Source organism: Acidicapsa ligni (assembly GCF_025685655.1).
Classification (GTDB): Bacteria; Acidobacteriota; Terriglobia; order Terriglobales; family Acidobacteriaceae; genus Acidicapsa; species Acidicapsa ligni.
In genome coordinates this window covers 1065789-1086950 of sequence record NZ_JAGSYG010000001.1, presented here as the reverse complement: position 1 = coordinate 1086950, position 21162 = coordinate 1065789, and the positions used below count along the sequence as shown (strand labels likewise).

The window sequence follows — 21162 nt, the reverse complement described above, 5'->3', positions numbered from 1 at the left end:
CAAATAGCAGCGATGAGCTTGTTCCCGCGAAGAGATAGGAATACAGAACCAGACGACTACTTGCTGCCCGCTTGAGAAAGCTCATTGCCCAGGCGTACAGAGAACTCGTGAGCAGCCTCGCTGGTCATATGAAGATGATCGACGAAATAACGCTGCGTGCAAAACCACTCGCTGGCATCGATGACGCGGATATCACGCTGGTTCGCCAGAGCTGTGAGCGACTGCATATATTGGCTCCAGCTTGGCCGTGAATAAAAGGCTTCTTCATGGGAAGGCGTCATCGGCATGATCACAATAACAACGTTCATACCCGCCTTGCGCGCCTGGGTAAACACAGATTCGTAGCTGCTATTGAAGTGGTCAGGATGGTTGAGAAACTCCTGCGCTTTCGCATCGAAAGCCTGTGGCGAGCGCGCCTCAAGCGCAGCAAAATCTGCCACGCGGCCCATACTGTTTGTCGCAGCACTCGGCATCCCAAGAGAAGACATGGAGCGACGCAGCAGCTCAACATACTTCCATGTATTGGCGCGATTCGCCGCCATAGGCAAAGCTCTGAGAATTGCAAGCTCGGCACGCTCAGGCATCCCAAAGTTATAGACTGCGGCGACCTGTGAAGCGGAGAAACGGCGATCGATGCCGATCATGCGGTTCCCGGTCAAGTCACTAACCGATGCATGATCAGGTTTCGTGAGTTGAAAATCAAATACGCCAACCACCAGGGTCCGAATGCCCGAATGTTTTGCAACTGCATATTGAAAAAGCAACCGTTGCTCAGGTGGCTCAGACGCACCCAGCGCAGAGTTAAGGACAACATAGGAGACGCCGTGATCGTGCGCAACGCTGGCGATGGCCTTCTCATCCACGCGCCCATCGAGTAGAGAGTTCCCTACAAAGAGCAGGTTGGGATCGTGCGAGTTGCGTATCTTTTCAAGCTTCTGATAGTAGGGCAGGCTATGAGTCCAGACCGAGATAAGCAGATTCACGACAATCAACAGTCCCACGCCCACCACAAGCAGTGGCACTAAGGCATGCCTGGTGGATCGAGCGGATGAATTCATGGCATCTGGAGTCATGACTAAAAGTCGATATAGATGAACTTGGAAGATTGGCCTGAAAAGGCGTAGATCAACAGGATGGCTACCACCCACACAGCATAGCGGGGTATCCAGGCAAATCGGCCCGCAAGCAGCGGAGGAGCGTCATCGCGCTCGCCGCAAAGATATTCGATTCCAGCGCGTAAGGGATCTAGCATCAGCCGACCAGGAGCCTCCTGTAAAAGAGAATAGCAGTTGGCAAATTCATGCAGAAGAGCGGCCATGCTGCATTGACGAGAATGAACGTAGCCACACGGCTGGAAAATACCACCATGGGATGCGTACTTGGTTCCGGCTTGAACTGGCGCCAGAACCTATGCCCCGCCAGCAGTACCCCATGCCACAATCCCCAGACGATAAAGTTGAGCCCCGCCCCATGCCACAGGCCGCTGACCAGCATGACCGCAATCACATTCGCATAGATGCGCGGCGTTGAGACGCGTGATCCACCAAGAGGAATGTAGACGTAATCGGTCAGCCAGCGCGTAAGAGAAATATGCCAGCACTGCCAGAAGCGTTGAATATTGCGGCGTCCGTAAGGCCAGTCAAAATTCTCCGGAACCTTGATACCGAAGAGACGCGCAGAACCAATAGCGATGTCTGAATAGCCAGAGAAATCAGCGTAGATCTTGATGCCATAAGCCAGCGCCCAGAAAGCCAGAACACGGCGATCCGCAAGCAGCACATCATGCGCATTCAGATGATCCGTCCACGCAGTGAGCAGATCTGCGATAGCAAACTTCTTCACCAGTCCCGTGAGAATGCGCGTAATACCGCGCTCCCAGTCGTTATTCCACTCCGTCGGCTGACGGCGCAGCTTGGGCAGAAAATCCTGGTAGCGCTTGATCGGCCCAGCAACCATCGTGGGAAAAAAGAGAATGAAAGCCAGGTACTCACCAAGCGTTCCAGCTTCCGTCTTCCCGGCACGGCGATCCCATGCGTAGTGGTAGAACTCAAAAGTAAAGAAGGATATGCCGAGGGGCAAAAACGCTCCCTGCCAGTGAAAAGGATTGGCCGAGTGGATAAAGAAGAGGCCGGTAAAAAAGTTCCAGTATTTAAAAATCCCAAGCAGGATCACGCTCTGCAGGATGCCGAGAATACACCACCGCGAAGACGGCTGATAAAGACGGCTGACTAGCGCTTCCCATATAAAAATGAGCAGGCAAGCCGCGCCCCAGAATCCAGCCATGTCGTACGCAAAGTAGAGAAAGAATCCGCTGCCGAAAAGAACGATAATCCAGGGTCGCAACCACTGAGGAACCAGCCGAAAAAGAACCGCGGCAGGGACCAGAAAAAGAAAATAGTAGCTAAAGGTATTAAAGATCAATGGGGGATGTTCTCCGAGACACCGGATGGTTTCAATCTATCACGACGCATGTTTCTATCCGTACAGCAGCGGACTCATGACCTACAATTCATCAAACGCGTACAAACACTTAAAAATGGAGCAACTTCTAATGTTAGCAAAACGACAAAACCTGCTTGCGGCCGCAATAATCGCAGGATTAGCCTTGCAGATGCTTGCCGAAAGTAAACCTAAAGTTCCCGCTCCAACCACAACAGACCCCTACACCGAGGTGCAGCCCGCGACGGAGACCCTCGACATTGCCACCTACCAGCGGATTCGCGACGAAGGCTTCAATCACTCGCATGTGATGGAGTTTGCCAGCGCGCTGATGGACGGGATCGGGCCTCGCCTGACCGGTTCGCCAAACCTGAAAAAGGCCAATGAGTGGACTCGCGACACCCTGACCAGGATCGGCCTGCAAAACGCTCGCCTGGAAGACTGGGGCGAGTTTGGCCTAGGCTGGCAGCAACTGAACACCTGGGCGCGCATGGTAACTCCCGATACCGCCGTGCTGATCCTGCAGGCAACACCCTGGTCCCCATCGACACCCGGACCGGTAACCGGCGATGTAGCGTTTGTCAGCCTTCAGAGTGAAAAGGACTTTGACACCTACAAGGGTAAGCTGGCCGGCAAGATCGTGCTCTTTGGCGCCATGCGTGAGGTTCCACCTGTAGATCAAGCCCTGTTCACGCGCTACACAGACAAGGAGCTGGAAGACCTTGCCAGTTTCCCCGTAACCGCTGGCAGCGGCGGCGTGAGTCCCGATGTACAGAAGCGTATTGCCGCTTACATTGAGCGCAACAAACTCATCGACAGGATTGCGCAATTCTTCGCCGATGAAAAGGTTGCAGCCGTCATCGAGCCCAGCCGCGATGCCAAGAACGGAGGCGGTTCCGGCGGCACTTTCTTTGACGACAACGGTGCGACACTGGGCCGCACACCATACATCGCCGGTAAAGAAGTAAAGATTCCCGTAGCTGTTGCAGCGATCGAGAGCTACGGACGCCTCTACCGCCTCACCCAGGCGCACGTCCCCGTAACCGTGCAGATCGACGTCGAGACCCGTGTAACCGGGGAGCATGAACATGGCTTCGACACCGTTGCTGAGATTCCCGGCACAGACCCCTCGCTCAAGGAGCAGGTAGTGATGGTTGGCGGCCATCTGGATAGCTGGATCGCAGGCACAGGCGCAACCGACAATGGCGCCGGAACCGTCGTTGCAATGGAGGCTGTCCGCATCCTGAAAGCGCTGGACATCAAGCCGCGCCGCACCATCCGCATTGCACTCTGGACCGGCGAAGAACAGGGCATCTTCGGATCGAAGGGCTATGTCACGCAGCACTTCGGTTCGGCGCAGCTTTCGACGGCTCCAGACCAGGTTGTGCTCCCGGAATACATGCGCCGCACCACCGGGCCGCTCACCGTCAAGCCGGAACAGAAGCTGATCTCCGGCTACTTCAACATCGATAACGGTACCGGCAAGATTCGCGGAATCTACACCCAGGGCAACACCGCCATCGCACCGATCTTCGCTCAGTGGATCGCTCCGCTGAAAGATCTCGGAGTATCCACCGTCACCAATCGCAATACCGGCGGCACGGATCACCTGAGCTTCGATGCAGTCGGCATCCCGGGCTTCCAGTTCATCCAGGACGATATGGATTATGAGACCCGCACCCATCACTCCAACGAAGACACAGTCGAGCGCCTGCAGCCTGCGGACCTGAAGCAGATTGCAGTCGTCGAAGCAATCTTCCTCTACAACGCTGCGCAACGCGACAAGATGCTCCCCCGCAAACCGCTTCCAAACCCCGGGCAGGAGCAGGAACTACGCAAGCCGCTGGAGGGAATTTTCCCTGGCGCTGAGGCTGCTCCGGCAACCAAATAAAAGCAGTTGCACCTCCTCAATGCCCGCGTGAATCCAAACACACGCGGGCATTGCTGTCTCTCCCGGGACGCGTTTCGCTTCATTTCACTGGCGCGGGTGGGGAGTATAATCCTGCGGTGAGAGAGACAAAAACCTTGTTCATCAAGCAATCCTTTATGAACTGCCCGATAGATCACTCGACAAACATTTGCAGGAGAAAAAAATGACCACGAGCATTACTCCGTTGAAACAGTTAGCGGCATGGAAAGCACTGGAAGCGCACTTTGCAACGATCAGCAACACCCCTCTTCGCCAGCTTTTCGCGGAGGACCCAACACGCGGCGAGCGCCTCAACTCCGAAGCCGTCGGCATTTTTCTCGATTACTCAAAGCACCGCATCACAGATGAAACGCTCAAGCTGTTTTTCCAGCTTGCTGAAGAGTCCGGCCTAAGCGCCAAGATCGAAGCGATGTTCCGCGGCGACAAGATCAACATCACCGAAAATCGCGCCGTGCTGCATACCGCCCTGCGCGCACCCCGGAGCGCTTCCATCCTCGTGGATGGTGCCGATGTTGTACCTCCCGTACATGAAGTGCTCGACAAGATGGCAAAGTTCGCAGACAGCATTCGCAGCGGCTCGTGGACCGGCTATACAGGCAAGCCGATTCGCAATATCGTCAACATCGGCATCGGCGGTTCCGACCTCGGCCCGGTAATGGCGTACGAAGCGCTCCGTCACTACAGCATTCGCGAGCTGAACTTCCGCTTTGTTTCCAATGTGGACGGCACCGATTTTGCAGAAGCAGTACATGACCTCGACGCCGAAGAGACGCTGTTCATCATCTCTTCAAAGACATTTACCACGCTGGAAACCATGACCAATGCGCACTCCGCGCGCGTATGGGCACTGGCTAAGTTAAAAGAGCACGCCGCAGTCGCGAAGCACTTCGTTGCGGTATCGACAAACGCCGCCGAGGTATCGAAATTCGGCATAGATACAGCGAACATGTTCGGCTTCTGGGACTGGGTCGGCGGTCGCTACTCGATGGATTCAGCGATCGGCCTTTCAACCATGGTAGCCGTCGGGCCAGATGGTTTCCGCGAGCTGCTCGCAGGCTTCCACGAGATGGACGAGCACTTCCGCACGACTCCATTCGAGAAAAATCTGCCTGTGCTGATGGGCCTGCTGACCGTCTGGTACAACAACTTTTTCGATGCGCAAACAGTTGCCGTGCTGCCGTATGACCAGTACCTCAAGCGCTTTCCTGCCTACCTGCAACAACTGAACATGGAAAGCAACGGCAAGCATGTCACCCTCGATGGGCGCACCACCGATTACCAGACCGGCCCCATCATCTGGGGCGAGCCCGGAACCAATGGGCAGCACTCTTTCTATCAACTGATTCACCAGGGAACCAAGCTGATTCCCTGCGATTTCATCGGCTTCTACAAATCCCTCAATCCACTTGGACACCATCACAATTTCCTGATGTCCAACGTCTTCGCCCAGGCTGAAGCACTGGCCTTTGGCAAGACTGCGGAACAGGTCCACGCCGAGGGTACAGCGGATTGGCTTGTGCCGCATCGCACCTTCGAAGGTAACCGTCCATCCTCTGTAATTCTGGCGGAGAAGATGACACCCGCAACCCTGGGCAAGCTCGTTGCGCTCTATGAGCACAGCGTTTTTGTGCAGGGCACAATCTGGCAGATTGACTCGTTTGATCAATGGGGCGTCGAGCTGGGCAAGGTACTGGCCCAGCGCATCATCCCTGAACTTGAAAGCGCCGAAGAGCCCGTGCTGAAGCATGACAGCTCAACCAATGCGCTGATCAAGCGATATCGCGAACACAAGCGGAAGTAGTTCGAGCCGATGTTAAAAATGCGGGCGCCCCATCCTGTCTGTACCCAGGGCGCCCGGCTCGAAGAATTCGTTGGCCAGGAGAAGGCCAGGGGTAAAACTTCTCCGCATACAGCCTTAGATCTTACGACCTGAGAGAAATTCGCATCCTACATATATAGAGCGCAAAGCAGCGCCAAAATCCTTCGCGCCGCTTGTGGAAATTAATTGTTCACATACACACGGTTGTCCCAGAGGAATTCCGCTAGAGTAGCTGTCGAGCGAGTCTTAACCCGAAGGAGCCCACAGAGATGGCAGAATCAAATCGGATTGCACTTCCTGGAAGCGAAAAATCTTTATCAGATGGCGCCACGCTGGTTGGCCCAACCGATCCCAACCAGTTGATCCAGGTCTCTGTCGTGCTCAAGCAGCGCCGGCAGCTTCGTCTCAGCGACCTGCAGGGCCGCATCATGAGCCACGGCGACTTCGCCTCCGCCTATGGTGCCGAGCCGGAGCAGGTGCAGCGGATCCACGAGTTTGCCCAGCAGAACCAGCTTCAGGTCGTCACCAGCAATAACGAGGACGAGATTCGCCGCCGCACGATCACGCTGATGGGAACCACCGCCAATATGGAGAAGGCCTTCGGCGTCACGCTAAACGATTATGAACATCCCAAAGGCAAGTTTCGCGGGCGCACCGGATCCATCCATCTCCCCGCCGAACTCGCGGACATAGTGCAAGGCGTCTTCGGTCTGGACAATCGTCCCCAGGCCAAGCCGCACATCCGCCGTCGTGGATTTAAAGGAGAATTGGCAGAAAAATTGACAGGAGTATCCGATGCCGCCCCTGCCAGCACTTCGTATTCGCCTGTACAGGTCGCGCAACTCTACAACTTTCCCGAGGGCGTAACCGGGACAGGCGAGACAATCGGCATCATCGAGCTGGGCGGTGGATTCAAACCCGCCGACATCACCAACTTCTTCAAGTCGCTGAACCTCACTGCGCCTAAAGTGACCGTCGTCTCAGTCGATCAGGGCACCAACAGCCCGACCAACGCCAACAGCGCAGATGCAGAAGTTCTGCTGGACATCGAAGTCGCCGGAGCCGTCGCACCCGGAGCCAATATCGTCGTGTACTTCGCGCCGAATACCTCGCAGGGCTTTCAGGACGCGATAAGCACCGCAGTCCATGACACCGCCAACAATCCTTCCGTCATCGCCATAAGCTGGGGTGGCCCCGAAGATAGCTGGACATCGCAGTCCATGCAGGCAATGGATCAGGTCGCGCAGGAAGCCGCCGCGCTCGGCGTGACAATTACCGTAGCGGCAGGCGATAACGGCTCAAGCGATGGCGATACCGACGGCGGAAACCACGTCGATTTTCCTGCCTCCAGCCCACATGTTCTCGCCTGCGGCGGCACGACATTGGAGTCATCTAACAGCTCGATCACCAGCGAAACGGTCTGGAACGATGGCTCTGGCGGCGGCGCTACCGGCGGCGGATACAGCACCGTCTTTGCATTGCCAAGCTACCAATCCGCCACTGCTGGACAAACCGGACGCGGCGTTCCGGATGTAGCCGGTGACGCCGATCCCGACACCGGCTACAACATCCTGGTAGATGGCCAGCAGGGCGTTGTCGGTGGCACCAGCGCAGTCGCTCCACTGTGGGCAGGGTTGATTGCATTGTTGAATCAGAAACTCAATACCCGCCTCGGATATCTCAATCCCAGCCTCTACGCGCTGCAGGCGCCGGACAACGGATTCAACGACATCACCGAGGGCAGTAACGGTTCGTATTCTGCCGGACCGGGATGGGATCCATGTACCGGACTAGGTTCGCCGATAGGATCGACTCTGGCGACGCTGCTGACCGCGCCCCCGGCAACAACAACCGCTTCCTGACAAATAGCGGCCAGATTCGTGCCTTCGATCTGGCCGGCTTCTCCCTAATAAAAAAGGTATTTACGCCAACGATCATCCCCTCGACCCAACATGCGCATGATCTGGCGGCTGGTATGCAGGCTGAACGGACGCGGCTCGCGCAGCAACTTCATATCGTCCAATTCATGAAGCAGCCGATTACCCTTGCGGCGATTGCACCCGTGGCAGCAGGCGACCAGGTTTTCCCATGTCGAATTCCCCCCGCGCGAACGAGGCAGCACATGATCCAGCGTGAGTTCTCCCGAAGGCAAAACCACGCTGCAATACTGGCAGGTATTGCGATCCCGCAGCAGGATATTCTTTCGCGAGAGAGCACGTGTCTGGTGAGGAATGCGGCGATATTCCAGAAGACGAATGACCGACGGCATGGCCATACGGCTGCGCTGAGCATGCAGGGTCAAGCCATGCTCTTCCTCGGTTTTGGCGACGCCCTTGAGTACCAGCACCAGCGCCCGACGTGCGCCGCAGATGTTGATAGGCTCATAAGAGGCGTTCAGGACCAGTACGGGCATTTGTAGAACCTGGCTCGATTGCGTCCAGCTTTGCTCCCCGACATGGGCCGCCGCTTTTGCGAGTGACTTTTGCTTCCGTGCATGGATCATAGCTTTTCCAAGCGACATCGCTTCCCCTCGTAAAAGTTGTCTATCTGGTTGCCTGTCTTGCTCTTCCTGTCTTTCGTAGTTTGTACTGCACTTGCTGTCGTTCTACTCGTGTGGTGTTAATTGACGGTTACTTCCCCGCCCTGCGCCGAACCAGCCGCAGCAAAAAATCTGCCTTTTCCCGGCACGTTGACATACTTCTGATCATCCGCCGCGCGTAGCGGAACACGCCGCTGAGCCCGGGCCAGCGTTGCTACGCGAACCGAAGCTGCTCCCGCCTCGATCAGCGTCTTGCTGCATGCTCGCGCAGTTGCCCCGGTAGTAAAAATGTCATCCACCAGCAAAACGTGACGGCCGCGAACCGTCTCGAAGTCAGGGACAAAAAAAGCGCCGCGCAAATTCAGGCGGCGCTGGCGGGGAGTTAACCCAGCCTGACTTTCCGTGGATCGTTGTCGCACAAGGGAACTGGATGACATCTCCAATCTCCATTCTGGATGAGTCCGCCTTAAAATCCGCAAAGCCTCCACGGCCAGCGCACGTGCCTGGTTAAAACCACGATGCGACATCCGCTCGCCATGCAGCGGCACCGGAACAACCAGCAAGTTGCCCGGCGTTACATTCGTCCGAGAATCATCATTCGCCCCAAAACCTTCAGGCGCCATCCGTGCAATCGCCACGGCCAGCCGCTTGCCAAGCCCACGTGCAGCAGGCGCAATGCGGTCATATTTGAAGGCATGAATCGCCGAACGCATTGTGCCCTCGTAAACCCCATAGCTCACGGCGCGCACAAACGCAGGAGGAGCCATGCGGCAGGCGCGGCACTGATTCAATTCAGCATTCGCAGCATAAGCAGGAGTAAACAAATCTTCGCCACAACGAAGACAGCAATTTTCCCGCTGGCCCGGAATTTCAGCCCAGCATGCGTCGCAGATTGGTGCGTCAGAGAGTCGGTGCAGAGGGGTGCAACAGAGAGAACATGCGGCAGGGAGGAAAACAGTATTCACTACATCGCCGATGAGTTTCATGGAACGGATCGGGACTTTGAACATCTGCGATTGGAGCACAGGAACCGCTGCGCGCCAAAGCGAGACTCCGTTAACGGAGATATTCCGCGATAAAACAACATCTGGAGAACGAGGGTCGCTACTGAAGTCGCACCTCAATCGAGGCAAGCCGGTCCGCGCTGCCTTTGTGCAACAGTATACGCAGACGCGTATGCAGAAAGCTACATCTTCTCGCTCACAGTCTTCCTCCCCGTAATTTCCCATCGCAGGCACACATTCCGGCCAGCACAGAAACCCGCGAATTCTCTTTTCGCCGCCTGATCTCGTATATTCGCAATAACCCGCCCTCGGAGGCCCTGCCTGTGCCCGATTTTCAGCCGTATGTTTCTCCCAACGAACGCCGCCCCGAATTTACGTTGCGCGCCATCCTTCTGGGCTGCTTTTTTGGAATCATCTTTGGGGCCGTCACAGTCTATGTTGGCCTTCGCGCTGGACTTACGGTCGCTGCCTCGATTCCGATCTCGGTGCTCTCAATCAGCATCCTGCGCGTCTTCGGCAAGTCGTCCATCCTCGAAAACAACATCGTCCAGACCACCGGCAACGCAGGTCAGTCGATCGCTTCGGGCGTGATCTTTACCCTGCCCGCGCTGATTTTTCTGGGCTTTGATCTGGAGTACTCACGCATCTTCCTCCTCGCCCTGGTTGGCGGATGGCTGGGAGTGCTCTTCATGATTCCCCTCCGCCGCCAACTCATCGTCGAGGAGCACGGAACGCTCACCTACCCCGAAGGCACCGCCTGCGCCGATGTTCTGCTGGCCGGGGATCGCGGCGGATCGTTCGCCAGCCGAGTCTTTCTCGGCCTCGGCCTCGGCGGCGTTTACACCCTCTTTCAAAATGAAAATCTCTTCGGCGCATGGCCTGGCACCCCCGATTACCAGCCGGACCTGGGCCCGCAGCATATTCTCAAAGGTGCAGCCATTCGCGCCGACGCCACCCCGGAATATCTAGGCGTTGGCTACATCATCGGACCCAAAGTCTCCGGCATCATCTTCGCCGGCGGCGTCTTCTCGTGGCTGGTTCTGATGCCCCTGATTCACTTCTTTGGCACCGGTCTGGATCACGCCATCTATCCCGGCACCAAGCCCATCGCCCTCATGAGCCCCAGCGAGCTTTGGTCAACCTACATCCGTCCCATGGGCGCAGGCGCGGTAGCCGCCGCCGGACTGATCACCCTGATCAAAACCATTCCGACCATTACCGGCGCACTCACCAGCGCCTTCGGCAAGATGCGCAAATCAGGAACCGCCAAAACCAAGGCCATTCGCACCGAAGACGACCTGCCCATGAGCGTAGTCATCGGAGGCTCAATCGCCCTGATCGTCATCATGTTTCTCTTCCTGCAATTCAAACCGGTCCCGGGCACCTTCGTCGGAGCATGGGCCAACCTGGCTGCTTCGCTGCTGATCGTCGTCTTCGGCTTCCTCTTTGTAACCGTAAGCTCGCGAATCGTCGGCCTGATCGGCAGTTCGGCCAGCCCGGTTTCCGGCATGACGATTGCCACCCTGATGGCGACTTCAGCCATCTTCCTGGTAAAGGGTTGGACAGCTCCCGCCTACGGCGCACTGGCCATCACCATCGGCGGCGCAGTCTGCATCGCCGCCTCAAACTCCGGCGACACCAGCCAGGATCTCAAGACCGGCTACCTGATCGGAGCAACACCTCGACTACAGCAGATAGCCCTGATGATCGGTGTCTGCGTTTCAACAGTAGTGATCGGCTTTACGCTCTCCGCCATGAACACCGCCTTTCAGGAATTCCGTTCCGCCCAGCAGGTCTGGAACATCAACATTCCCCACTCCGGCGTAAACGTGCAGCAGGGTGCCAAGCTACCCGAAAAGATCTCCGTAGTGGACGCAAACAAAATCACGACCACCCACAATCCCAGCGAATACGTAGTCCTCAATGCTCTCGGCTCGCCCGAGTTAGCCGATGGCAAGTATCTCTACTCCCCCGCGACAGGCCGCATTGAAGTCCAATGGATTCAGGGCATCGGCAGCGAAAACGCCGCCGCCCCGCAGGCCCGTCTAATGGCCACAGTAATCAACGGCATCCTCACCCAAAAGCTGCCTTGGGGACTCGTATTGATGGGAGTCTTCCTCGTGATTGCCGTAGAGTTGCTCGGGATTCGATCGCTCTCCTTCGCAGTCGGAGCCTATCTTTCGATTGGCACCACCCTGGCCATCTTCGTCGGCGGAGTCGTTCGCTTCCTGGTAGATCGCGCTCTTGAAAAAGCCGGACACAGCACGGAAGAAAGCGAAGTCAGTCCCGGTTCCCTGTATGCCTCCGGCCTCATCGCCGCAGGCGGAATCATCGGGCTGATCGGCGTGGCAATCAAAGCCTACGAATCAATCACCGGCAACCAGGTACCGATCCAGTTCCCGCGCACATTCCTCTACCACGATTGGATTTCTGTAGTAATGTTCGCCGCACTGGCCTTCTCCCTGTTCTACTTCGCCAGAAAGCCCCTCAAGAAATCCTGAGCAGCAAATCCTGAGCAGCAAAAAATCCTGAACGATGGCCTTGATTCACGGGCCATTGCTCAGGATTTTGAATAACCGTGCCGCGCGTTCCACGCCCATCAATTAATTCGCGATTACCGGCAATTACTGGATCGAAGCAGCCGTCGCAACACCCAGTACAAATTGCGTTCCACCATCAAGACGAATGTTCTGTTTCGTAGCAAAGAACATTCCTGAAGCGGAGTCCGAACTCGCCGCCGATCCCGCCGCATCCGCCGAGAGCGACACACCATGAATCGCCGTACCGTGTGCGACCACGTTGCTGCCCGGCGTTACCGTCTTCACGCTATCCAGATGGACAGACCCGTTGGTATTCACCTTCATCCACCGGTCGTTGCTGGAGCTCACCGCGCCGTCCGCCATCGATCTCACTCCCGAAGCGCTGCTGGTAGCTGCGTTGGCCACGCTTCCGCCCTCGCTGCCCACTGCGGGATTGCCCGTCCGTTCGCCGCCCGAAACATGATTGTCTCTAACTACAGTATTGCCGCCAGCATCGTCTGCCTGCACGGACGATCCCGTAATCTGCGTAGCCGGAGGAGCAACAGACTGAATCACCGAGCGAATCGCCAGCCCTTGTCCGTTCTTCAGCTCCGCGCGGTTGAACTGAATCGCCACGCGTGAATCCACACTGCCCGCACCATGCGCCTGTACCTCGGTAACCCGGCCAACCAGCCGCGCCCCCTGGGGAATCGTGGTGCCATCAGCCGTCGTCACCGTAACCCTCGTCCTGACAATGACGCTGTCGCCGACCCTTGCCGTCTTCGTATCCAGCTTATTTAAAAGCTCGCCGCTCACCGCGCTCAATGCGATTTTAGGACTCGCCACATCGACATCAACCGCATCCGCAGAATCGGTAATCATCGCAGGCATCACGTGGGTGTCAGCCGCCAGCAGCACATTTGTCTCTTGCGCAAAAAGTGGAATGCTGGAAAGGACAACGAGAATCACAGCAAGAATTTTGATGAGAAACATGGAAGTATCCTTCATCGCAATTTCCTTTCGGTCCAGCCACCGCTCTCACGGTGCCATATATATTCTTCCCAAACGTCATTGCAATCAAGTGGCCAAATGCAGCGCTCTTTTAAACCGCTAACAGCCAGCAGTAAGTTATTGATTTTATTGATAATCCCGTAGCCGGCCGCAAACGCAGCCAACCTGGTCCAGCCCAGCCCGATATGAGGAACGGAAGAAATCTCCAGTCAGGTAGGTAGATTTTTCATCCCGTTACCGAAGCTGGCGCAACCTCAACCCCGCATCCACAGCGCCCGGGCTCTGCGGCGCAATTCGAATCGCTGTCGCAAATGCAGCTCTCGCGCTCGCATTGTCCTTGCGGCCGACAAGGATCTGCCCCCAGTAATTGAGCGCGGCAGCAGCCAGCGCAGGAGGTATTCTGCCATCGCGAGCATCTTCTTCAGCATGCGGAGCAAGCAAAGCAAAGTCCGATTCGTACTGCGCCTTTCGGTGGTAAAAGCTAGGCAGATGCCAGCTCGTAGCCGCCCGAATGAACCGCACCTCAGGCTCGTCAGGAGCCTGTGTAACCGCCTCGTCCAACCTGCTGAGCCCCTCAGCGGCTTCCTTATGCAAATTCCAGATAGCCCAGTCGTGAGCCGCATCCAGCAACTGCAAACTGCCGTGATAAGCCTTGCCAATAGGATCGCCTGGATACTCTCTCTCAAACTCGGCAAGCGCCGCATGTGCCCGCCGATCCGCATCGCGATCGTTGTTCGTGATCACCTTGAAATAAGCATCCCGCGCAACACCCAGCCGTTCCGAATATTGCTGCCGCGCCTGCGCCTCATTCCGAGCAGGAGTAGCACTGGCCAACGCAGGAACCGTCCCAAACCAAATCGCCAGCGCAACTACAGCCGCACCAATCATGCGCATACACTCGCCCAAACTCCACTCACCTCAAGGACAAAATTGCCCGTCTCTTCTTCTGGACGCCCAGCTTTTCTTTTGGACGAACGAAAGGTACAGCAGGATCACAGCCTCCGTTCCTTATAGACCACATACCGTAGCAACGAATACCGCAGCAATCCTTATTCCATCCGGTACTCGCGCTGCTTCCATGTAGCAGGACGGCCTCGCAATTTGCGCCCTAACGCAGACCACTGCAACGCAAGCAGCACCAGCACTCCCAGCGGGTGGACGGCAACCCCGCTCCAGCTTTGCCGATAACGCGCAGCCAGGGCGATTCGAAGAGCATAACTAAGAATCAACGCTATCCACGCAAGACCCTCCGCCGCGAGATCGTTCGTCAGATATGTCCAGACAAGCAAAGGCAGCGGCAAAATCTGACCCAGAAAAAGCAGGACCGTAAAGATCGGCAGCCGCAGCAGAGAAGCCATGCCCTCCGTTGCGTTCTTCGAAAGCCCGCTCCACACTGCGTCCGCGCCTGTGTACATGCGGCAGGCAGCATCTTTGCTCAAATCGTAGACGCCGGTCTGAAAACCTCGACTGCGAAAAAGCCTCGGCAACAACAGCCCGTCATGCATCGTAGTGGATATAGCCGAGTGGCCTCCCGTGGCAAAATACGGCTCGCGCCGCACCATCAGAAATTGCCCACAACCAACCGCGAAAGCAGGCATATTGGTCCACCGCTCGCCCGGCAGCGGCAAAAAACCCAGCAGAACAAAATGGATCAGCGGCAGCAACAACCACTCAAAAAAAGTAACCGTCTCCTGGCGCGGAAAGCCGCTGACCAGTGCCTTTTCGCGTACTTCTTTCCGAAGCGTTTCGGGCTTTTTTACCGGACCTATCTTCGGCAGATAATGAATCTCCCCAAGCATCCGGTAAAGCGCCTCTGAACCAAGCCGAACATCCGCATCCAGAAAGCAGAAGACCTCATAGCGCGCCTTCGAAGCCAGTACCCAGCACGCATACTGTTTGCCATTCCAGCCGTCAGGCAGCGGAGGCGCAGCGAACAATCGAACACGCGAATCCGAAGCCGCAGCAACTCGAACAATCTCCGCCGTGCGATCCGTTGAGCCGTCATCCAACACAATCAGCTCCAGCTCAACTCCACGCGAAGCCAGCACAGACTGCATCGCGGTAGCAATCGACAGCTCCTCATTGCGCGCCGGAATCAGCACCGACACAGACGGCAGCAGTCGTCGATTCCATGGCCGCCCAGGCCGTCTGAAAAATAGAAAGTTGATTGCGAACATCACCGCCGGAAGCAACGCAAAGATCACGCAAACAAAAGCTGCCCATACAAGCGGATCAGAGGCTGGCTGCTTCATCGTTTGCGGAGGCTCCCATGATCGTGATGATAGGGACGGCCCGTGACTGCGCAGGTAAACCGCTTCCAAAGCTCATAGATACCGCCAATTCCCGCCGACCCCGAAAGCATAACCTCAAAAGCATCCGGATCGCGCTCCACAGCCAGCATAGTCAGCTCATCCAGCGTTGCCGACATGGCATAGGACAGCAGGTTCGTCCACGTGCGCGCGTCTTCCATTCCTCCATCTGCAATCTCCAGCGGCTCGCCAATGTTCACCACGATCTCCGGAAGGCGCTCATTCCAGAAAACATACTCAATCGCAATCGGAACGCAGGTCAGTCTTCCGCTTCGCGTCATAAGCGCGCCCAGGCCGGGCTTGAAAATCACCGGACGTTTGCGCACATCCTGAAATTGCCCCTCCGGCGTAATCCACAAAACCGATCCTGCACGAGAGAGAATCTGGCGACCCGCCCGCAGCAATTGCGCAGCACCACGCGCAGTAGCGCCATCGACCGCGAAGAAGCCCATCGGACGAAAAATCCCGTAATGCTTCAGTGAGGTTTCATCCATCGGCGCATAGTGCTCACGCCCCGGCAACAGCATCTGCCCCAACAGCATCACCGTCAGCGGATCCCACCAGGACGGGTGGTTGGCAAACAAAATCAACGGCTGAGCCTGTGACGGAATCCGTCCCGCATTGGCCACACGCACACAATAAAAATGACGTCGCATGTACCAGCGCAGATAGATCGAAAACAGGCCGATGGCACGCTGGGATGGCTTTCTCAGCTCTTCAACGAAGTGCGCCGGATTCACCTGGGTTCGTGTCATACGTCCGTCTTGAGATCCCGTTCGCTCGCGTCTCGTTACTTCGACGCAACCGCCTCTTCACAATACCCTGCACCGTGCCCAGCGCGATACTGCTGATCTAAAGCATCTGCGGCGATCCAGCCCGACATAAGTACCATCGGCATGCCAGGGCCAGGATGCGCAGCTCCTCCAGCAAGAAAGAGTCCCTCCGGGTCGCGACGGCGATTGGATGGCTTGAACGCGCCATTCCAGCGCCCATGACTCGATAGACCGTAAATCGCGCCATTCAGCACCTTGTACCGATTGTGAATGTCCACAGGAGTAAGTGCTCGCTCAAAAACAATACGCTCCTCGATATCCGGCATGCCAGCAGTTCGTTTCAGTTTGTCGAGAATAACTTGCCTGTATTCAGGAAACATCGCCTCCCAGTTATGCTCAGGGCGCAGATAAGGCGTGTGTACAAGGACGTACAGCGCGTCACCGCCCTCAGGTGCCGTAGCTGCCTCCGTTCGAGTCGTCGACGCAAGATAGCAGGTGGGGTCCGGCGCAAGCTTGCCCAGGTCATAGATATGATGAAACTCCTCCTCTGGATCGCGCGAGAAAACAAAACAATGATGCGCCAGATGCTCGTAACGCTTGTTGAGACCGAGGTAAAGCACCACACCAGAGCAGGCCGGTTCATACTCCCGCTCTTTATCGAACTTCTTCGCATGATCCCCGCCAAGCAATTCGCGATAAGTCCGAACCGCGTCTTCATTGGATACGATGGCATCGAAGCTATGTCTTTCATCCTCCGCCGTCACCAGCCCGGAAACCTTGCCGTCTTCGATAAGTATCCTCTCGACCTCAACAGACGTGTTGTAACTCACGCCAAGTTCGCGCCCTAACTTGATCAGTGCCTCAGGCACCGCCCGCGTACCACCCATCGGATACCAGATACCCTCTTCCGATTGCATGTGGCCAATCGCGCATAGAATCGCAGGCGACGCATCCGGCGAAGAACCGACATACTGCGTGTAGTGATCAAGCATCTGCGCCACACGTGCATCCGGAATGAATTCACGAATAGTTCCGCCCACTGTCTGCCCAAGCCGCATGCGCATCACGTCCTTGAGCACATCGATCGAAAACGCACCTTTCAGATCGAGCGTGTCCATCATGGAGCCAACTGGTCTCCAGAAAAAAAACTTGTTACTGATCGTGTGTAACTGCTCCGATAACTGCTGAAAATTCAAAAAGCCATCGCCCATGCCCAGCTTGATATTGTCCAGCGAAGCAGCCATCGCCTTGAGATTGTCTTCAAGATCCAGAACCAATCCGTCGTCGAAAAAACACCGCCACTGCGGATCGAGGCGCACCATGTCGAGATAGTCTTCAAGCTTGCGATCCGCCTCCGAAAAGATACGACGCAACACCGAAGGACGAATCAGGATCGTCGGTCCCATATCAAAGCGAAAGCCCTCTTCCTGGAGCACCGCCGCCTTGCCGCCCAGCCACGAATTCTTCTCGAAGACCTCAACCTGATAGCCTCGTGCGGCCAGTGTTGCTGCAGCGGCCAATCCGCCGAGGCCCGATCCTATGACTGCGATGCGCATTCGTTTCTCCTGTAAATCACGTGCATCATTTCAGTTTTCTCGCGGCTGCCAGCATACGTTTCATACCAGCCCAGCGCATACGCAGACTGCTGCCATGCAGCATCTCTGTAAGACCAGCAAAAAGCGGAATATGTTCGCTGCCTGTCGCCTGGTACGCGCGCATGGAATGACTCCGCTGCGTCTGAATTGTGCGCGGAGTAGTCATTGCCAGCAGCCCTTCGGCGCCACGCGTAACACCGAAGCCGCTACGCCCTCGCCCACCAAACGGAATGCGTGGGTCAGCAGTAGGCGCAACAATATCGTTGATAAGCACGTTGCCCACACGTAGCTTGCCGGCAAACACACGCGCCTCACGCAACGGTCCAAAAACAGAAGCCGTCAGAGCATAAGCGCAGGCAGCACACGCAGCAAACGCTTCGTCCATATCAGCCACGCGCATCACACTCAGGATTGGCGCAAAGATATCCGTCTGCATCGAGAGCAGCGCAGGCGTAGCCCGCGCAATCAACGTAGCGCCCACCGCATGAGAGGCCGCAGACTCACCGCGAATGCCATCCAGTAGTATCTCCGCGCCCTGTTTCCTTGCATCGGCAATGAGTTCCCGAAGCAACGCAAATGTTTTGATTGAGATCGGAACCGGAGCAGCATCCATCAACGCGCCAGCCAGCCGGGCCTCAAAATCTGCAACTGCCGTCTCGCCCATTCCCACCAGAAAAACACGACGCGGAGCCATGCAGGTGAAAGATCCATTGAAGCGCAAGCCAAACGCCAGTGCCTGCACCACACGCTCAATCTCCGCTCCCTGCAACACAAAAACAGCATCACAGCCCGACAGTTCCATCGTCGCCGGAGTCAGCGTATCCGCAAGTTGATGCAACACAGCCGTGCCCGTTTCCGCAGAACCCGTCAGCACCACATGATCTACACCAGCCGCAATCGCATCCGCTCCCGCCTCCATATTCGAGCCCAGCAAAGTAAGCAGCTCCGGATTCATATCGCACTCGATCAGCAAAGTGCGCAGCGCAAACGCCGCGGTTTCCGTACCCGGCGCAGGCTTCCACAACACAGCATTCCCCGCAACCAGCGCCTGCAGCGTTTGTGCTCCGGCAAGAAAGAGCGGATAGTTCGCCGCAGCCAGCACCAGGACAATTCCCCACGGAGCACGCTCTACCTCGGCATCAACACCAGCAAGCCACAACGGACGTCCACGCCTGCCCAGACGCTTTGGAGCCAGTATCCATGCGGCTTCGCACTCCAGAAAGCGGCAAGCCTCAACCAGCGGCAACACCTCGGAGACCAGCGTATCGGCAACACTTCGATTAAGCGCGCCGACTAGATTTGTCGGCACCGTCTCAGCAAGTTCCACCGCACCGGATGCGATACGCCTGCGCAGCCTGCCCATCAGGGCAGCACGCAAGCTAAGCGGCGTCTCAGCCCATGCCCTCTGGGCCAGCGCCACGCCTTCCAGATACCCGGTTCTCACGGATGGCTTCACCTGCTGCATTGTATCGCTCGCAATTTCCACTCTGCTATGGAATCTCCAGGATCCTCAATTTAAGCGATCTTAAAGTTAAGTAGAACTAGTGAGCAGGCTCATAAAGCGCGTTCCCTTCAACACTGCCCTGCAACTCGCCCTCATGCGCCGTTGAAGAATTCCATCCCGGCTCAAGCTGCATGTCTTCCAATAACAGTCGCGAAGTAATACGCGCTGACTCAAAGATAACCGGCAACCCGCTGCCAGGATGTGTACCGCCGCCAACCAGGTAGACACCATCAAGATCCTCAAAGCGATTATGCGGACGCAGATGCAGCATCTGCCTCAAGCTGTGAGCCATGCTAAAAGTGGCCCCAAGGTGCAAATGAAACTCCGAGTTCCATGTCGCCGGAGTGAACCGCCGCTCCACGCGAATGCGCCGCTCTACATCCGTAATACCGATCTTCTCTAACTGTCGCAGAGCCTGATTGCGAAAGCCCGCTTCCTGCACACCCCAGTCCACATTGCTCGTCTCATGCGTACATGGAAACAGCACGTAAAGCGTGCTCATCCCCTCAGGCGCAAGCGTTGAATCGGTGACACACGCGTTCTGCACATAGAAGCTTGCGTCGTTAGTCGTCAACGTATGCTCATGCTCAATGTCTCGAAGGTTCTGCTGATAGTCCCCGGAAAGATAAATCGTGTGATGAGCAACATCGTCATAGCGGCCTTCGATGCCCAGGTACATCATGAATGTAGAGCAAGAAAACTGCTTCTTCGCAATACGCTTGTCCGTCCACCGACGACGCAAACCATCCGGAATCATGCGCTGCATGGCCTGCGCAAAATCGGCGTTCACCACCACTGCATCTGCATGAAGAGTCTCATGCTCCGTTCGCACACCAACCGCTTTACGGCCTTCAAAGAGCATCTCCTCAACCGCCGTATTGAGCAGAATCTTCACGCCCATCTTCTCCGCAATGCGAGCCATTGCCAGCGTGACCGCACCGCATCCGCCCACTGGATGGAAGACACCATGCTCGTACTCCAGAAAAGAAAGAATGCTGAAGAGACTAGGACAAGAAAATGGCGACATGCCTAGATACTTGGACTGAAAACTGAAGCCCAGGCGCACACGCTCGTCCTTGAAATATTTGCGCAGATCCGAATCCAGCGAACGCCACGGGCGAACAAGCGGCAACATGCGCAGCATCTCTGGGCGAACAAGATCACGCCAGCTTTCGAACGGCGATTGCAGGATTGGCGCGAATCGCTGCAGCTTTTCACGATTGTCGCGGAAGTAGTTTTCCAAACGCGAAGCATCGGACGGACTGATCGTGGCAATCTCCGCCTTCATCTTTTCAACATCAGGCGTTGCATCGATCTTCCCCCCTCCACCGAACACCAATCGATACTGCGGATCGAGCCGATACATCGGCACTTCTTTTTCAAGACAGTGACCAGTAGCAGCGAAGATCTCGCGCAGCACCTGCGGATAAAGAAAAAAGGTCGGCCCAGTATCGAACCTGAAACCATCCTGCTCAATTGTCGAGGTACGTCCACCGACCGTGCCGCGCTTCTCGACCACCGTTACTTCAAGGCCGGCCTTGGCAAGCAACATCGCAGTAGCTAATCCGCCCGGCCCGGCGCCGATGATAATAACCCTGTCCGATTTTTTTGATGTAGCACTTATTTTCATAGGGGACTGGGTTACAACACCTGAGCTATTGGACGCTGAGTAACTCGCTTCGTGTTGCATCGCATACCGGGATTGATTGCCTTGTATCTC

At 56.4% G+C, this 21162-nt stretch carries 16 protein-coding genes; 4 read left to right on the top strand and 12 right to left on the bottom strand.

Translation table 11 applies throughout. The features are described 5' to 3' along the window. Nucleotides 1–56: 56 nt before the first annotated feature. From OHL19_RS04270 to OHL19_RS04260, 3 genes are read right to left on the bottom strand one after another with little or no spacing between them, the layout of a single operon-like run. Nucleotides 57–1058, bottom strand: a complete 1002-nt coding sequence (locus tag OHL19_RS04270) for a hypothetical protein (protein WP_263356346.1) — start codon at nucleotides 1056–1058, stop codon at nucleotides 57–59. 17 nt (nucleotides 1059–1075) lie between these two features. Further along, on the bottom strand, nucleotides 1076–1252 hold the full coding sequence (locus OHL19_RS04265) for a hypothetical protein (RefSeq protein WP_263356345.1): 177 nt from the start codon (nucleotides 1250–1252) through the stop codon (nucleotides 1076–1078). After that, the gene (locus OHL19_RS04260) at nucleotides 1252–2421 is read right to left on the bottom strand and encodes an MBOAT family O-acyltransferase (protein WP_263356344.1); all 1170 of its coding nucleotides are present in this window, start codon (nucleotides 2419–2421) and stop codon (nucleotides 1252–1254) included. The genes OHL19_RS04265 and OHL19_RS04260 overlap by 1 nt, the downstream gene beginning before the upstream one ends. 130 nt (nucleotides 2422–2551) lie before the next feature. Here OHL19_RS04260 and OHL19_RS04255 point away from each other — a divergent pair, with 130 nt between their 5' ends. The 3 genes from OHL19_RS04255 to OHL19_RS04245 all read left to right on the top strand — a co-directional run bounded on the left by OHL19_RS04255 (nucleotide 2552) and on the right by OHL19_RS04245 (nucleotide 8050). Further along, nucleotides 2552–4330 carry a M20/M25/M40 family metallo-hydrolase gene (locus OHL19_RS04255; protein WP_263356343.1) on the top strand — a complete coding sequence of 593 codons (1779 nt, stop codon included), beginning with the start codon at nucleotides 2552–2554 and terminating at the stop codon, nucleotides 4328–4330. Between the two features lie 202 nt (nucleotides 4331–4532). Beyond that, nucleotides 4533–6170, top strand: a complete 1638-nt coding sequence (gene pgi, locus OHL19_RS04250; protein ID WP_263356342.1) for a glucose-6-phosphate isomerase — start codon at nucleotides 4533–4535, stop codon at nucleotides 6168–6170. A 287-nt stretch (nucleotides 6171–6457) separates the two neighbouring features. Further along, complete coding sequence (locus OHL19_RS04245) at nucleotides 6458–8050, top strand: S53 family peptidase (protein WP_263356341.1); 1593 nt, start codon at nucleotides 6458–6460, stop codon at nucleotides 8048–8050. A gap of 44 nt (nucleotides 8051–8094) precedes the next feature. Here OHL19_RS04245 and OHL19_RS04240 read toward each other — a convergent pair whose 3' ends face one another. Together OHL19_RS04240 and OHL19_RS04235 are read right to left on the bottom strand one after the other, a co-directional pair. Then, a complete protein-coding gene (locus tag OHL19_RS04240) occupies nucleotides 8095–8691 on the bottom strand; it encodes an HNH endonuclease (RefSeq protein ID WP_263356340.1) in 597 nt (198 codons plus the stop codon). 116 nt (nucleotides 8692–8807) lie between these two features. Further along, nucleotides 8808–9551 carry a ComF family protein gene (locus OHL19_RS04235; protein WP_263356339.1) on the bottom strand — a complete coding sequence of 248 codons (744 nt, stop codon included), beginning with the start codon at nucleotides 9549–9551 and terminating at the stop codon, nucleotides 8808–8810. Between the two features lie 497 nt (nucleotides 9552–10048). Here OHL19_RS04235 and OHL19_RS04230 point away from each other — a divergent pair, with 497 nt between their 5' ends. Next, nucleotides 10049–12232: an OPT family oligopeptide transporter gene (locus OHL19_RS04230; RefSeq protein WP_263356803.1), complete on the top strand. Its 2184-nt coding sequence runs from the start codon at nucleotides 10049–10051 to the stop codon at nucleotides 12230–12232. Nucleotides 12233–12355: 123 nt separating this feature from the next. On the opposite strand, the gene OHL19_RS04225 is transcribed toward OHL19_RS04230, so the two are convergent. The 7 genes from OHL19_RS04225 to crtI all read right to left on the bottom strand — a co-directional run bounded on the left by OHL19_RS04225 (nucleotide 12356) and on the right by crtI (nucleotide 21072). Further along, on the bottom strand, nucleotides 12356–13243 hold the full coding sequence (locus tag OHL19_RS04225; RefSeq protein WP_263356338.1) for a hypothetical protein: 888 nt from the start codon (nucleotides 13241–13243) through the stop codon (nucleotides 12356–12358). Nucleotides 13244–13495: 252 nt separating this feature from the next. After that, entirely contained in the window at nucleotides 13496–14155 is a 660-nt protein-coding gene (locus OHL19_RS04220) for a hypothetical protein (protein ID WP_263356337.1), read from the bottom strand. A gap of 155 nt (nucleotides 14156–14310) precedes the next feature. Beyond that, nucleotides 14311–15513: a glycosyltransferase gene (locus OHL19_RS04215; protein ID WP_263356336.1), complete on the bottom strand. Its 1203-nt coding sequence runs from the start codon at nucleotides 15511–15513 to the stop codon at nucleotides 14311–14313. After that, nucleotides 15510–16325, bottom strand: coding sequence for a lysophospholipid acyltransferase family protein (locus OHL19_RS04210; RefSeq protein ID WP_263356335.1), 816 nt, complete (start codon nucleotides 16323–16325; stop codon nucleotides 15510–15512). The genes OHL19_RS04215 and OHL19_RS04210 overlap by 4 nt, the downstream gene beginning before the upstream one ends. Before the next feature lie 35 nt (nucleotides 16326–16360). Beyond that, nucleotides 16361–17899, bottom strand: a complete 1539-nt coding sequence (locus OHL19_RS04205; RefSeq protein WP_263356334.1) for a phytoene desaturase family protein — start codon at nucleotides 17897–17899, stop codon at nucleotides 16361–16363. Between the two features lie 25 nt (nucleotides 17900–17924). After that, the gene (locus tag OHL19_RS04200) at nucleotides 17925–19424 is read right to left on the bottom strand and encodes an aldehyde dehydrogenase family protein (protein WP_263356333.1); all 1500 of its coding nucleotides are present in this window, start codon (nucleotides 19422–19424) and stop codon (nucleotides 17925–17927) included. A 55-nt stretch (nucleotides 19425–19479) separates the two neighbouring features. Then, complete coding sequence (gene crtI / locus OHL19_RS04195) at nucleotides 19480–21072, bottom strand: phytoene desaturase family protein (protein WP_263356332.1); 1593 nt, start codon at nucleotides 21070–21072, stop codon at nucleotides 19480–19482. Nucleotides 21073–21162: the final 90 nt, after the last annotated feature.

Excerpts from the sequence above, each read along its gene's own strand:
- OHL19_RS04270 (WP_263356346.1), bottom strand. The coding sequence starts at position 1,058 with ATGAATTCATCCGCTCGATCCACCAGGCATGCCTTAGTGCCACTGCTT.
- OHL19_RS04265 (WP_263356345.1), bottom strand. The coding sequence starts at position 1,252 with ATGCTAGATCCCTTACGCGCTGGAATCGAATATCTTTGCGGCGAGCGC.
- OHL19_RS04255 (WP_263356343.1), top strand. The coding sequence starts at position 2,552 with ATGTTAGCAAAACGACAAAACCTGCTTGCGGCCGCAATAATCGCAGGA.
- pgi (WP_263356342.1), top strand. The coding sequence starts at position 4,533 with ATGACCACGAGCATTACTCCGTTGAAACAGTTAGCGGCATGGAAAGCA.
- OHL19_RS04245 (WP_263356341.1), top strand. The coding sequence starts at position 6,458 with ATGGCAGAATCAAATCGGATTGCACTTCCTGGAAGCGAAAAATCTTTA.
- OHL19_RS04240 (WP_263356340.1), bottom strand. The coding sequence starts at position 8,691 with ATGATCCATGCACGGAAGCAAAAGTCACTCGCAAAAGCGGCGGCCCAT.
- OHL19_RS04225 (WP_263356338.1), bottom strand. The coding sequence starts at position 13,243 with ATGTTTCTCATCAAAATTCTTGCTGTGATTCTCGTTGTCCTTTCCAGC.
- OHL19_RS04220 (WP_263356337.1), bottom strand. The coding sequence starts at position 14,155 with ATGCGCATGATTGGTGCGGCTGTAGTTGCGCTGGCGATTTGGTTTGGG.
- OHL19_RS04215 (WP_263356336.1), bottom strand. The coding sequence starts at position 15,513 with ATGAAGCAGCCAGCCTCTGATCCGCTTGTATGGGCAGCTTTTGTTTGC.
- OHL19_RS04210 (WP_263356335.1), bottom strand. The coding sequence starts at position 16,325 with ATGACACGAACCCAGGTGAATCCGGCGCACTTCGTTGAAGAGCTGAGA.
- OHL19_RS04205 (WP_263356334.1), bottom strand. The coding sequence starts at position 17,899 with ATGCGCATCGCAGTCATAGGATCGGGCCTCGGCGGATTGGCCGCTGCA.
- crtI (WP_263356332.1), bottom strand. The coding sequence starts at position 21,072 with ATGAAAATAAGTGCTACATCAAAAAAATCGGACAGGGTTATTATCATC.